Origin of the sequence: Halobacillus halophilus (assembly GCF_020171985.1) — a bacterium.
Classification (GTDB): domain Bacteria; phylum Bacillota; class Bacilli; order Bacillales; family Halobacillaceae; genus Halobacillus; species Halobacillus halophilus_A.
On sequence record NZ_JAIVAL010000004.1, the window covers coordinates 115,617 to 128,732 of the forward strand.

General features: G+C 42.4%; 14 protein-coding genes. All 14 read right to left on the reverse strand.

The genetic code is table 11. The features are described from left to right. Positions 1-6: 6 nt before the first annotated feature. Positions 7-429 carry a 3-hydroxyacyl-ACP dehydratase FabZ gene (fabZ, locus tag LCM11_RS09080; protein ID WP_014644805.1) on the reverse strand — a complete coding sequence of 141 codons (423 nt, stop codon included), beginning with the start codon at positions 427-429 and terminating at the stop codon, positions 7-9. Positions 430-1,210: 781 nt separating this feature from the next. After that, on the reverse strand, positions 1,211-2,305 hold the full coding sequence (locus tag LCM11_RS09085) for a class I SAM-dependent methyltransferase (protein ID WP_224893937.1): 1,095 nt from the start codon (positions 2,303-2,305) through the stop codon (positions 1,211-1,213). 15 nt (positions 2,306-2,320) lie between these two features. Beyond that, positions 2,321-3,637 (reverse strand): FAD-dependent oxidoreductase, encoded by a 1,317-nt coding sequence (locus tag LCM11_RS09090; RefSeq protein WP_224893938.1) that lies wholly within the window; start codon positions 3,635-3,637, stop codon positions 2,321-2,323. A gap of 151 nt (positions 3,638-3,788) precedes the next feature. Further along, on the reverse strand, positions 3,789-4,130 hold the full coding sequence (locus tag LCM11_RS09095; RefSeq protein WP_224893939.1) for a DNA-directed RNA polymerase subunit beta: 342 nt from the start codon (positions 4,128-4,130) through the stop codon (positions 3,789-3,791). Between the two features lie 20 nt (positions 4,131-4,150). Further along, positions 4,151-4,975, reverse strand: coding sequence for a flagellar hook-basal body protein (locus LCM11_RS09100; protein WP_224893940.1), 825 nt, complete (start codon positions 4,973-4,975; stop codon positions 4,151-4,153). A gap of 14 nt (positions 4,976-4,989) precedes the next feature. Beyond that, on the reverse strand, positions 4,990-5,817 hold the full coding sequence (locus LCM11_RS09105; RefSeq protein WP_224893941.1) for a flagellar hook-basal body protein: 828 nt from the start codon (positions 5,815-5,817) through the stop codon (positions 4,990-4,992). 32 nt (positions 5,818-5,849) lie between these two features. Beyond that, positions 5,850-6,848 carry a rod shape-determining protein gene (locus LCM11_RS09110; RefSeq protein WP_224893942.1) on the reverse strand — a complete coding sequence of 333 codons (999 nt, stop codon included), beginning with the start codon at positions 6,846-6,848 and terminating at the stop codon, positions 5,850-5,852. 283 nt (positions 6,849-7,131) lie between these two features. After that, positions 7,132-7,413 (reverse strand): sporulation transcriptional regulator SpoIIID, encoded by a 282-nt coding sequence (spoIIID, locus tag LCM11_RS09115; RefSeq protein WP_318246145.1) that lies wholly within the window; start codon positions 7,411-7,413, stop codon positions 7,132-7,134. A 268-nt stretch (positions 7,414-7,681) separates the two neighbouring features. Continuing rightward, positions 7,682-8,575, reverse strand: coding sequence for a peptidoglycan DD-metalloendopeptidase family protein (locus tag LCM11_RS09120; RefSeq protein WP_224893943.1), 894 nt, complete (start codon positions 8,573-8,575; stop codon positions 7,682-7,684). Between the two features lie 226 nt (positions 8,576-8,801). After that, positions 8,802-9,836 carry a stage II sporulation protein D gene (gene spoIID / locus LCM11_RS09125; protein ID WP_224893944.1) on the reverse strand — a complete coding sequence of 345 codons (1,035 nt, stop codon included), beginning with the start codon at positions 9,834-9,836 and terminating at the stop codon, positions 8,802-8,804. Positions 9,837-9,965: 129 nt separating this feature from the next. Further along, positions 9,966-11,276, reverse strand: coding sequence for a UDP-N-acetylglucosamine 1-carboxyvinyltransferase (gene murA, locus LCM11_RS09130; protein ID WP_224893945.1), 1,311 nt, complete (start codon positions 11,274-11,276; stop codon positions 9,966-9,968). Between the two features lie 34 nt (positions 11,277-11,310). Beyond that, positions 11,311-12,015: a YwmB family TATA-box binding protein gene (locus tag LCM11_RS09135; protein WP_224893946.1), complete on the reverse strand. Its 705-nt coding sequence runs from the start codon at positions 12,013-12,015 to the stop codon at positions 11,311-11,313. Between the two features lie 115 nt (positions 12,016-12,130). Beyond that, the gene (locus tag LCM11_RS09140; protein WP_014644817.1) at positions 12,131-12,364 is read right to left on the reverse strand and encodes a DUF1146 family protein; all 234 of its coding nucleotides are present in this window, start codon (positions 12,362-12,364) and stop codon (positions 12,131-12,133) included. 272 nt (positions 12,365-12,636) lie between these two features. Then, positions 12,637-13,041, reverse strand: coding sequence for a F0F1 ATP synthase subunit epsilon (locus LCM11_RS09145; RefSeq protein ID WP_089751325.1), 405 nt, complete (start codon positions 13,039-13,041; stop codon positions 12,637-12,639). Positions 13,042-13,116: the final 75 nt, after the last annotated feature.

Genomic DNA, 13,116 nt, shown 5'->3' on the forward strand with positions numbered 1-13,116 from the left:
TTTAAATTATTTCAAAGCGAACATAATTTCCGCTTCACAAGCTACTTCACCATCTACGGTTGCTTTCGCTTTTCCTTTACCCATCGGTCCTTTCAATCTTACAATGTCCACTTCAAGTTTTAGACGATCTCCTGGTTTTACCTGACGCTTAAAGCGGCACTTATCAATACCCGTAAAAAAGGCCAGCTTGCCCTGGTTTTCTTCTTTTTTCAGCATAGCTACCGCTCCCATTTGAGCAAGGGCTTCCGTAATTAACACCCCGGGCATCACCGGGTAATCAGGAAAGTGCCCCTGAAAGAACGGTTCATTCATTGTTACATTTTTGTATCCAACAGCGCGTTCCCCTTCTACGATTTCTTCGACTTGATCAATTAGCAGAAACGGATACCTGTGTGGAATAATTTCTTTAATTTCCTGGATATCTAACATACATGCATGCAGCTCCTTTTGTTCATTCTACCCTTATTATATAGATGGATGTCCCTCTCGACAAAAGATAATTAAGACATCCCTTCAAAAACGGGTCAATAAAATCATAATAATGATTGTTGCATATAAGCTCCCGTTTGTTGAAGACTTGATTTCGAGATAAATCGGGCCCGTTACTTAATATAGAGAAGGGGGGCTACGGAAACAACTCGCTTTCCTGCGGGGGAACTGGCAAGCCTCCTCGCTCGTTTCACTCCCTGTGGGGTCTCGCCTAGCTCCTTCTCCCGCGGGAGTCTCGTCGTTTCCTCCGCCACCCCAACGATATCTAGTGAACGAACCCGGCTATAGCAGACAGGAGATTTACTTCATCTGCCTCAAATACGGTTTCTTCGCTTTAACAATCATTAAAACTCAGGGTGGATGATAGATGATCCACGTTCATTAGGTGGAGATTTTGCAGAGATCTTTGAACTCTCCATGAACGTAAAGGGGCGGAGAGGAACGGTGAAGACTCCTGTGGGATGAACATGATCGGTGAGATCCCGCAGGGCTGTTAAGCCCGAGAAAGCTCAGCTCATGCCCGCGGAAAGCGAGCCGTTCCCTGGAGCCCCTTTCTCCACATATATCTCTAAACTGAGTCTTCAACTAATCGGCCCGTTTGTGCAAGAATGCTTATCTTACAATTCACCACTATTTATCAGATTGCACTAAAACATGTTATAAATAGGTTCTCTAAGAAAATTATAAACCGCTGTGACTAAAGGGGTCACAGCGGTTTATTTTATGACGAGCGAGTTAATTCCTTGTTATCTTCCTGCTTATTAGAAAACGAACGTTCACCGTTGTTCATCTCCTGGGTCTGGCCCCACTCTTCTACTGGAGAAGATGGACTCATCCAGAACGTGTACCACGAGCCTTCTTTAACAATCGGATCTAAATCATACATATCAAATTTAGAATAAGCTGTAACCTCTTTTAACTCTTTCTTATCAGGCAGCGCAAAAAGATTCGAATGAGCTACAAAGAAGCTGTTAAACGCCGATGAAAAAGCTTCCCCATGCTCGGTCTCATTAATAGGTGTGATAACTGAAACGACCCCTTGAGCTCCCACATAACTATATATTTGCTCTAAAAGATCAGGGCGCGAATCCGGATGAACATAATGAAAGATATTGTGAAGCAGTACAACGTCCACTTTCTTTCCATCATCCGGCTTCCATTCATTTATATCTCCCACTTCAAACTTTATATTAGAGAAATCTTCAGATAATACGCGTGCACGGTCAATGACCGTTTGGTTCAGATCTACCCCAATCATTTGGATATCCGGGAATTCTTCGGCTAATTTTCGTAAATAACCGCCATGGCCGCAGCCAAGGTCCACAATGGTATCTACATTTCTTGCGCGTATCATCTTCTTAATCTTTTTAATCGCAAAGTGTTCTAGCAAGGCTGAAGTTTCCGCCACAACTTCTCCATGCCGCTCATGATCGAACAGGGCACGCTCATGAGACTCTAGTATAGACGGGTATTGCAGCATTGTAGGAATATGAAGCTCCATCATTTCTTTCAGCAACGCTTTCACACCAGGTGATTGATCCTGCCCCATAAGAGCAGAGCACCTTCTTTTTGAAGTACGGTAACGTTCATTTGGACGCTTCTTCAGATGCTTAACGGCGACTCCTACTTTAACCCAGGAAGCTAATAAATCATAAGAGTATCCTGTTTTTTCACTGACCGCTTCTACCGTCCTGGCAGATTTGAATTCATCAAACAGTTCTAATTCGGATCCCACATAAGCATGCCAGCTTGGCAGAAACGATTCATTCTTTTTCATCCACTTTCTAGCCTGCATAGCCGTTACCCATTCATTCATATGGTTCACCCTTTCTTAGTTCTCATTTTCCCATGGATAGTCTTCTGATTCTGAAAATAAGTATTTCCATTGTGTCTTATCTTTTATCTTTTTACTACGTGCTGGAAGAACACTCCCCTGGATGGCTCGATCTAGTAAGTTGAAATTCCACGCTCCCAAGCCTGATATATTGAGCATTTGTTTCACGTGAAGCTGGTCATCATCGTAAATCCGCTGAACAGCCTTCATTCGGATTTTTCTCCACCATTCAAAACGGAATGAATAGACGAGTGCTGACAGGTGACTTAAATGGAGAAGCGAAGCAACCCGAGGCTTCCTTACATCTTCATAGTAATGCAAATACTCATGATAATTTTTATTATTTTCTTTACACCAGGCAAGCAGTTCTCCAAGGACGTCAGCATCCTGTACAGCCAGGTTCATTCCCTCTCCGGCCATGGGATGGACGGTGTGAGCCGCATCACCTATAATGGCAAGATTTCCAGAATAATACTTGTCCACGTGATAGGTATAGGGAATCATAAGCTGAACTTTTTTCCAATCGTCAATGGTACGCACTCCCTCTGATAACTCTGGTTCAAGTTCGCTGTAGGCTTGATAGAGGTACTCAAGACCTTTTTCCTTAATGGTCTTGTATTCTCCAGCTTTTATTAGATAAACGGTTCTCACTTCATTGTCAGGGAGAGGAAACAATCCTAGAAAGCGGTCGGCTGTGGTTATAATTTTTCCTTTGGTGTAAGATGCTGGTCTAGGCATTGTAACGGTTAGAAAATGGTGATTGTAGTCTTTACGCTTCACAGCAGCATTCATAGCTTTTCGAGTAGGGGAGCTCCGCCCTTCTGCTCCGATATATACCTTGGCCTCTATATAGAAAGTCTCCTTCTTCTGTTTCACCTTTGCCATTCCTTTTTCAAAACCTAAAAACCGCGCGCCGCCTAAATAGTGGAAATGCTCTTCGAAGGTCCTTCCCTTTTCCCGTATAATGGACTTTGTTTTCTCATGCGGCACCATTAAGGCATGGTCATATTTACTGGCCACTCTGCTATAATTCAGCTCTGTTAAATTAATCTCTTCAGGGAAATTTCCTTCATGGCGGTGAATCTCCTGAAATCTAAGCTGGTCGATCACGTGACCGCATCTCTCAATTTCTTCAATAACTCCAAGTCTTTCCAGTATCGCAATGGTTTTAGGCTGCAGCAGTTCTCCTTTATATACCGGCGACTCCTTCGTCAGCTGTTCAGCAATCGTAACGTGAACACCGCGACTGGCCAGTTTAGCTGCCAATGTTAAACCTCCCACACCTCCACCAGCGATAAATACGTCGGTTTTCAAAGCTTGCTTCCTCCCCACAAAATAAATGATTAGATTTAAGATTTATTCCCTAAATAGCAGTTTCAGAAACAAGTTGATGTGCCAGACATTTCCTAAACACCTGGACATAAAAAAACACGAGTCTGTAGACTCGTGTAGAATTATGCTGATGCTATTCCGTTTTTGTAACAATATCCCATATGTGCTGCCAAGTGTCCCAGCTGAGAGCATCCATAGGTTTTCCGTCTCCGATCACTCCGTATCCGACCATTAACCCAATAAACAAAGCCAAGATGCTTAAGACAAGCACAATGATAATACGCAACCAAATAGGAAGAACACGGATACGGCTCTTATGCCCCGTCTTTTCATTGAAGGTCTTTTTCAGCTTCTGCCAATACCCTTGTTTTTTTGGATGATCTTGTTTAGTCGCTTCGTCTAAAGCTTTACGTTTCTTCTCTCTATCCTGCTCACGTTTATGGTTTTTGTTATTTGTATTAGGATCTGTAGCCATGGTCGTCAAACTCCTTACGTTTATGATCTGAGCTGATTGATCAGACCCATCATCTGATCACCCGTGGAAATCGATTTTGCATTAAACTGGTAAGCTCGCTGAGCATTAAGCATATCTGTCATTTGCTTAGAAATATCAACGTTGGAAGATTCAAGTGACTGGTTCTGTACTCGGGTTTCATTTCGGGAAACTTCTGCAATTATTCCCGTTCCTTCCATACCACTTGGAACTTTAAACCGGTTGCCGCCTGCCGCCTCAAGCATTCTTGGTCTTACGGCTTCCACTACTCCAAGCTGCCCTTCAACGGATGACTGACCGTCGCGTGTAACCACCAATGAACCTTTTTCATTGATCTTCAATTCCGCAAATCCATTTTCAAGCACAATAGGATCTCCCGCATCTCCAATTACAGGATAACCTTCCGAATCAGTAAGCATGACTTCATTGTCGTTAACGGGATTTAAATAAAAATTCCCTGCTCGGGTGTACTGTGTCTCTAAGCCCGCTTCTGTAGGAATTTGCAATTGAAATAAATGACTCTTCTCTAACAAGGCGATGTCCAGTTCTCTACCTGTATTCTGAAGGCTTCCCTGGCTAAGGTCAACATTTGTATGCCCAAGACTTGCACCTGACCCTATTCTAACTCCATCAGGTGTCTGACGGTTTCCAGGAGCTGGTTCGGAGGATAAATTGTCAATTTGCTGGTATAACAATGAAGAAAAGTCGGCCTGCCGACTTTTATAGCCAGTCGTGTTCCCATTAGCAAGATTATTCCCTATTAAATCAAGCTTACTCTGCAGCTGTCCCATTGTAACAGAAGCCTGAATCATCGAACGGTTAATCATTAGTCCCCAACTCCTTATCGCAGTCTGGCAATCTCAGTGACGGTTTTCTGCATACTTTGGTCGTAAGCTTTAAGTACTCTCTGGTTCATTTCAAAAGACCGATATGTATTCATCATTTCTGTCATTGTACGGGCACTGTTTACATTGGAACTTTCAAGAAAGTTCTGTTTTACATCGACTTCGACTGTGTTATCGTCACGGACATCTATAAGCTGAGTACCGTCTTCCCCAAGCCTGTATAAATCTCCGCCTTCTTTCATCATATCTTCCGGTGCCGTGCTATAAGATAAGCCTAAAGGAATAGCTTGTCCATCCACATTAATTATACCTTCCTCAGAGACCTTAAATTCTAGCCCGTTTGTTTCAATCGGATTTCCTGACTGATCCAATACATAGTTGCCTTGGTTCGTAGTTAAAAACCCTTCTCCGTCCACGGTGAAGTTACCATTTCTCGTGTAGCGTAGTTCTCCTGCTTCGTTTTGAACATCAAAAAAAACAGAGCCCGACTCGTCGGGCACGTTTCTTTGTAGGAGAGCTAAATCCGTACCAACCCCCGTTTCTCTCAAATCACCTTGAGTGAAAGCGGGCACAGCCTCCTGCATATAAACACCTGTATTAAGGGATCCGACGGGGTGCTGAACAGGAATATTCCTGCTACTTGTAAAACCAGGCAAGCTGCGGCTTCCCATTTGTTCAAGAAGCAATTCTGGAAAAGCACGCATCGTTCCCTGATCAGCTTTGTATCCTGGTGTGTTGACGTTCGACATATTATTCGATAATGTTTCCTGCATGCGCTGGTTAGCAAGCATTCCTGAGGCGGCTGTGTAGAATCCTCTTAACAAGGTGATCGCTCCTTTATTAAAATTAACGCAAGCTATAACACTATTTTACTGCGTTTATCCATGTTTTCTAGTATGATTCCTGTTCCAGCCGCTACACAATCCATGGGAGAGTGAGCAATCTGCACAGGGACTTTCAATTCTTCGAAAAGAAGCTGATCCACACCGTGAAGAAGAGCACCTCCCCCCGTCAAGGTAACCCCACGATCAATAATATCAGCAGAGAGCTCTGGAGGCGTTCTCTCTAATACTGCTCTAGCCGTTTGAACAATAACCTGGACAGGTTCGCGAAGCGCCTTCTCTATTTCTTCAGAGCTGACCGAAATCGTACGAGGGAGACCAGTAATCATATCACGGCCCCGAATATCAACTACTTCTTTTCGAGTCGCTGGAAATACAGTACCTACCTTAATTTTTATATTCTCAGCCGTCCGTTCACCAATTAATAATTGGTATTCTTTTTTTATATATTGAAGTATTTCCTGGTCCAATCGATTTCCTGCTATTTTGATCGACGAAGCTGTAACAATTTCCCCCATTGAAAGGACTGCTATATCAGCCGTTCCTCCCCCAATATCAACAATCATATTTCCATGTGGCTGATATATATCCATGCCTGCGCCTATCGCAGACACTTTTGGTTCTTCTTCTAAAAAAACTTTCTTACCGCCTGCTTTTTCAGCGGCTTGCTTTATTGCCTGCTGTTCCACTTTGGTTATATTGGTTGGACAGCAGATCAGCATCCGTGGTCTGGATAGAAAGCTTCGAACATTTATTTTTTGGATAAAGTACTTGAGCATAGCTTCTGTTACATCGAAGTCTGCAATAACGCCATCCTTCAATGGACGGATAGCTTCAATATTCCCAGGTGTGCGTCCCACCATCCGCTGAGCATCTTCTCCTACTTCCAGTACTTTTCCAGTATTACGGTCCATCGCAACTACGGTTGGTTGATTTAATACGATCCCTTTACCCTTAACATGAATGAGCACGTTAGCTGTACCAAGGTCGATCCCGATATCTCTTGCAAACATGTCCTGTAGATCCTCCCTATTGAAAGCATCCATGCCCGTAAACACACAAAATCGGCATAACTCTTCCGGTTAAGTGAGAGGTCCATAGTATTCAACCATGTTTTGGGCATTCCATCTGCGTTTTGAACTTTTACATCTTTGAAAAAGTTGCGTTCATTGCCTGTGTACCATCGTACACATCTAATTCTATATTCTATCATAAAATTATGACAATCGTCGCATTCGGATGAAAAAATCACCTTACCTGCAGGGGATTTTTCTTTAGGGAGAATGATAAAGGAAGTTAGGCAAGAGGCTGCACAGGTCCTTCTTCAATCAGTTGGGCTTTATACTTTCTTCGAGTTGCTTCTCCTCCACGGAGGTGTCTGATCTCCTTATGATAATCTAGAATTTTTTTAACTTCTTTAGCAAGCTCCGGATTCACTTCCGGGAGTCTTTCTGTAAGGTCTTTATGCACCGTACTTTTAGAAACGCCAAATTCTTTGGCGATCACTCTGACCGTTTTTTTAGTTTCAATGAGGTGCTCTCCAATCCTGATGGTCCTTTCTTTGATGTAATCATGCACTCCACTCGCCTCCTGTGATTGTCTATCCAAGGGGGTGGTTTCAAAGGAAAGCGCTTATGCTGTTAGTATGAGGGGGGTACTCTAGGTGTAAGTCATGGTGTTCCACCCTGGACGTTACCGAGTGCTCGGTTATCCTCATTGTATTAATAAAAAAGGTGAGTTATGCCACAGGGATAAGGTTGGAGCTTGCTTTATAGTTGTTTTTTATGTAAATGCTTTTTGCTAGTTTATGGTACAGCATTAAAAAAATGAGGGGCAGGCCCCTCATTTAGGTTTGAGTTGAAGAAATGGATGATGCACTATCCTCATCAGGAGTTTGTTCTCCTTCAGTGTTATCCGCAGGATCTTCATCCGTATTTAGTTCCTCATCATTTGGCTCATCAGATACTTCTGGTTCTTCTGTTGAGTCTTCGGCTGGAGTGCTGTCATCTTCAGCAGAAGGTACTTCTGCTTCTTTCTCAGCTTCTGCTTCTTCTTTCACTTCTTCTCCAATCTTACTGGAAGGTTGTCCGAAAAAGCTTTCCGGGTTAACAGGCTGTCCATCATTTCGTAATTCGAAATGAACATGCACGCCACTCGCTTGACCGAAGGAATTCTGTCCGGCAGAACCCAGCACATCACCTTGAGTAACTTCAGAACCAGCTTGGACTTTAATGTCAGCTAGACTAGCATAGACAGTTGATATGTCTTCATCATGTGTAATTTCAATGACATTGCCATAAAGTGGGTCTTCTTTTACTTCTGTGACTGTTCCTGATAGAGCTGCTGTTACTTCAAAAGCTTCTCCATCTTCTCTAGTTATATCGACGCCTTCACTCTGATAGTACTTATTGTTGTATAGGACCAGTGCACTTTCTTGATCTTCCTGAGACGCATTGTAATCATAGAACTTAGTAACGATTGACGCGGCTTCTTCATCAACGACTGGCATTTGCAAGTTTTCGTTTTGCTCCATGACTGGAACTGAATCCTCTCCGGAATCCTGAGTAGTGAACTCATCCTGGACTTCCGTTTCAGATTGATTAGCTAACTGGTTTTCTACTTCCTTACCACTTTGCTGATACCAGAATACCCCTACTAGAACTAATGCTGCTACTGACAAATACAACGCTGGATACAACCATTTCTTGCGCATTAAGCGTTTAAACTTTAATTTAGTCACGCTTTTCTTTCCTTCCTCTCTCATGTTCATCACCTCAAAAATCATTCTGAACACTTCTGAGGAATTATATACATGAAGAGGAAATTTTTTCTTAAAAGTATTTACAACTTCATAATAGAAATAAAGATCACCTTGGACGAACGAGTTTGTCCAAATTGTAACCCCTCCAACTTATGAAATGAAAAGCAGGGCCCCTGGCTTAAGGCCCTGTCTTTATCATATTCTATCAGTTGACCGACTTATCATTTCTGGAAGTTAACAATGCCGTCTGTTTATTGATAGACGATACTTCTGTATCGTGATAATAATGAGTCACAATATCTTTATAACTGCTGCCGCTCTTAGCCATTCCATTTGCTCCATATTGACTCATTCCTACACCATGGCCATACCCTTTTGTCGTAAAAATGACGTGATCGCCTTTTTGCTGCATCGAAAAATCGCTTGAAGGCAGCTCGAAGGTCTCTCTTATCTGTCTCCCTGAGAAGGTCTGATCCCCAACCTGAACCTTATCTACACGATTTCCCTCTGTCTTTGTCATGGTCATGTTTTGCACATTCCCTTTAAAATTTACGCCAAGAGCTGTTTGTACCTGAGTAATCGGAATAATTTTCTGATCTGTGAACTTAGGTGATTGTTGATCCCAGGGACTTTCCACACTTTTTAAATAAGGAATCTCATTCTCCCAGTAGTCTTCAGCATTTTCCGTGTATCCATTGCTTGTTGAAAAGAAAGCGGCCGTTATTGGCTCCTGGTTATATGTGATTATTTCTCCTGCTGTCTCGCTTACAGCTGAGTTGATTTTCTCCATATTGCTCGTATATTGATCATGCCACTGAGCTCTGAGTTCTTCATCATTCTTATACACCTGGTGATTAACGGTGTCCGTCACATCAGCTTCCTGCGATACAGGCTCTTCCTCAAGCAAATGTCTCGTTATATATGTTCGTGCTGCTAACGCCTGCGCTTTTAATGCTTCCAATTCAAATTCAGCAGGCATCTCAGATGCAACCACCCTTGCAACATATGTTTCCAGCGGGACTTCTTCTATCTTCCCTGATTGGCTTCGTTCAACTCTGACCGCTATTGGAGAGAGGTCTTCTGATGAATCAGCGGCTTTTTCAATCGGATTTGGAGTCTCCTGGACTTCATGTGAAGCACTGGAACCTGTAAAAGGTACCACAATTAGAGTAGGTAGTATAAGTATAGCCCCAAAGAGGCCACTTGTTATGAAAAATGCCATCCAATTTTTTCTTTTCATTCTCACCCTCCTGATTACATTGTAGATCTCTCTACTAAAATGTATCCCTCAAACAAGGATGATAGAACCAAAAAAAAGCTTGGCTGTTTCAAAAAATAATGAAACAACCAAGCTATAAGGATATATACATTATAAGGTCGATAAAGATTCGTTAGCTTCTTGTTCTTCAGAGTAAGATTCTTGTTCGTTAATTCTTTCTATATCAGCACCGAGTCCCGCAAGTTTATTGGAGAAATCAACATATCCACGGTCCAGATGCTTAAGTTCTGTTACGCGTGTATAACCATCGGCCACAAGACCAGCAAGAATAAGGGCTGCTCCCGCTCGTAAATCAGTCGCTGCTACTTCTGCTCCTTGTAAAGATGAAGGACCCTCCACAATAACGTTGCGGCCTTCAATCTTAAGATGAGCATTCATACGGCGGAATTCTTCCACATGCATGAAACGATTTTCGAATACTGTTTCCGTAATTACGCTTGTGCCTTTGGCGTTTAACATTAAAGCCATCATTTGAGACTGCATATCAGTAGGAAAACCCGGGTGTGGCATCGTTTTAATATCTGTAGCCTTCAACTGTTCAGGGCCAATAACTCGAAGTCCATCATCTTCCTCTTTAATGGTAACGCCCATTTCTTCCATTTTTGAAATAACTGAACGAAGATGTTCACGCATAGCACCTTTAACTAATACATTACCTCCAGTAATAGCCGCTGCAACCATAAATGTTCCAGCTTCTACGCGGTCAGGGATAATGGTATGAGTCGCTCCAATAAGCTTGTCGACTCCTTCGATACGAATGGTCTCGGTACCAGCCCCAATAACCTTACCGCCCATTTTATTGAGATAATTGGCTAAATCTACAATTTCCGGTTCTTTTGCACAGTTTTCAAGGATTGTTGTTCCTTCAGCCAGAGCTGCAGCCATCATAACGTTTTCTGTAGCCCCTACACTTGGAACATCAAAGTAAACCTTGGCACCCTGCAAACGACCTTTAACTTCTGCCTCAATGTAACCATTTCCTACGGTAACTTCGGCACCCATAGCTTCAAAGCCTTTTAAGTGCTGATCAATAGGACGTGATCCAATCGCACAGCCACCAGGCAGGGCAACCTTAGCATGGCCATACCGGGCCAAAAGTGGTCCCAGAACGAGAACAGAAGCTCTCATTTTCCTCACATATTCAATTGGTGCTTCTGTCTCGAGATCCCCAGAAGCATCTACGGTAACTGTGTTTCCATCTACTTTAACATCAGCATTCATATGTCGAATCACTTCATTGATAGTCGTGACATCTGCTAAAGCAGGGACTTCGTGTAAAACACTTTTTCCTTCACTGGCAATTATACTTGCTGCGATGACAGGCAGTACGGCATTCTTGGCGCCTTCTGCTTTTACAGTGCCATTCAGCTGCCTCCCACCACGGACGATGATTTTTTCCAAATTTCATTCTCCTCCGCGTCCATATTCATTATTATTAATATTCAGCAGTAATAATGGGTGTGCCAATAGTGATGTTTGTCCGCCCGCCCAAAGTTCTTGTAGCGAACTGAACATTCATCTTTCCACCGGCTGTCGGGATTGCTTGTCCCCATTCTTCCGTATATCCGGAGCTGCTAGTCCAATCTTTTTCTGCAACTTGATCTAATGGTTTAATGTCGAATGTTTGTTTGAATTTTTTATACACTAAAACATCATCTATAATACCACTAGACTCCGCTTTAAGACAAGAGAAAATTAGGACGTTTTTCGAGAAATACCGTTTCTCAATCTCTCGTATCCGATCTTTTACTTCTGGTGTCAAAGAAATTGTACCCTTACCAGCTATATAGTAAACCAATTCCGCCTTTTCATCTTTGTTTTTCGGCAGAATAATGCTATAACTTTCGTCAAATTCCCTATTATTAAGACCGTCTTTTAGAATAATCTTATTTGAATTATCTTGATCTTCATACGATACTTCAGCAGTTCGATGGGATTTGGAAATCTTCTTTTCCAATAATAATGAATCTGATCTCGGTATCGTCTCTTTAAGGGTGATCGACCATGCTGTTACGTCAAGCTGCTCACTCTCAGCAAATGCTGCAAATTTTTCAATAGGTGTCTCCGCAGTCAGTTCCTGTGAATAAGCACCTGTACATACCATAATCAATACCGTAATACCTGCTAGTAAACTTTTCATCTTCTGATGCCTCCCCAAGCATAGACTTACTATAAGTCTGACCGGAGAAGACAACAATCATACTGGACATTTTTAGACAAACTATTCACTTAACACTAGTCTCATTGATTTTCGTTTAAAATAAGTAGACCAGACTATTAGACCATGCTATAAAATCAAGAAAAAATCGACTGACCGTTGTTCCAATAGCAATGGTAATAAATATGAGTAAAACTCTTGCTTCAAAGACACGATGTTTCCTGAAAAACGCATCGAAATTGACCGACTGAAGCACTCTCCACGTTATGATAATGAAGATAATGTGTGAGGTCATACTAAGAATAGCTTCTTCAGCAAAATATTGATCCATACGAACTCCTCTCTTTCGTCTCTACTTTTAGGAACAGCATTCATCTACACAAAAATACCTTTTTATCCAATCGGCTAAACTCTAATAAAACAGAAGGCGACAAAGAAAATATTTCTGTCTCATTTCCCGGGCAATAATGACAAATATTTCTGCCAAATGGATATCTTAAGAGCTACCTTGCTGCTCCTTTGGTTAAGACTGGCCGAAAATTAAACACCAAAATTTCTATCAGGTTTCTTTAATAAAAAAACTGCTCTCAAGATGAAAGCAGTTTAGAAATTATTCTCATAAACATCTAAGCGATTAATGGCTCGCTTAAGGGCCAATTCAGCCCGTTTGAAATCAATGTCGGCTTGTTTGTCCTGGAGACGTCTTTCAGCACGCTCTTTAGCCATTCGGGCACGGTCTATATCAATATCAGTTGGCTTTTCAGCTGATTGAGCGAGTATGGTCACTTTATCAGGTCTCACCTCTAAAAAACCACCGCTGACTGCGATACGATCCGATTTCCCCTCGCCTTTCAGGCGTATGGCGCTGATTGTAAGCGGCGCCACCATAGGAATGTGACCGGGTAGTATTCCCAACTCTCCACTTTCCGCCTTACAACTAACCATTTCAAATGCTTCTTCCAATACCGGGCCATCAGGAGTGACGACACTCACCGTTAGTGTGCTCATATACATTCCTCCTTGGCTGTTAAGTGAATAAACCGGGCGCTCCTATGAACGCCCATTATCACTTGTGTTGACAGG

Bases quoted from the DNA above. Each gene is read 5' to 3' on its own strand.
- LCM11_RS09095 (WP_224893939.1), bottom strand. From the start codon at position 4,130: ATGGCTACAGATCCTAATACAAATAACAAAAACCATAAACGTGAGCAG.
- spoIID (WP_224893944.1), bottom strand. From the start codon at position 9,836: ATGAAAAGAAAAAATTGGATGGCATTTTTCATAACAAGTGGCCTCTTT.
- fabZ (WP_014644805.1), bottom strand. From the start codon at position 429: ATGTTAGATATCCAGGAAATTAAAGAAATTATTCCACACAGGTATCCG.
- LCM11_RS09110 (WP_224893942.1), bottom strand. From the start codon at position 6,848: ATGTTTGCAAGAGATATCGGGATCGACCTTGGTACAGCTAACGTGCTC.
- LCM11_RS09135 (WP_224893946.1), bottom strand. From the start codon at position 12,015: ATGAAAAGTTTACTAGCAGGTATTACGGTATTGATTATGGTATGTACA.
- LCM11_RS09145 (WP_089751325.1), bottom strand. From the start codon at position 13,041: ATGAGCACACTAACGGTGAGTGTCGTCACTCCTGATGGCCCGGTATTG.
- LCM11_RS09100 (WP_224893940.1), bottom strand. From the start codon at position 4,975: ATGATTAACCGTTCGATGATTCAGGCTTCTGTTACAATGGGACAGCTG.
- LCM11_RS09085 (WP_224893937.1), bottom strand. From the start codon at position 2,305: ATGAATGAATGGGTAACGGCTATGCAGGCTAGAAAGTGGATGAAAAAG.
- LCM11_RS09140 (WP_014644817.1), bottom strand. From the start codon at position 12,364: ATGGATCAATATTTTGCTGAAGAAGCTATTCTTAGTATGACCTCACAC.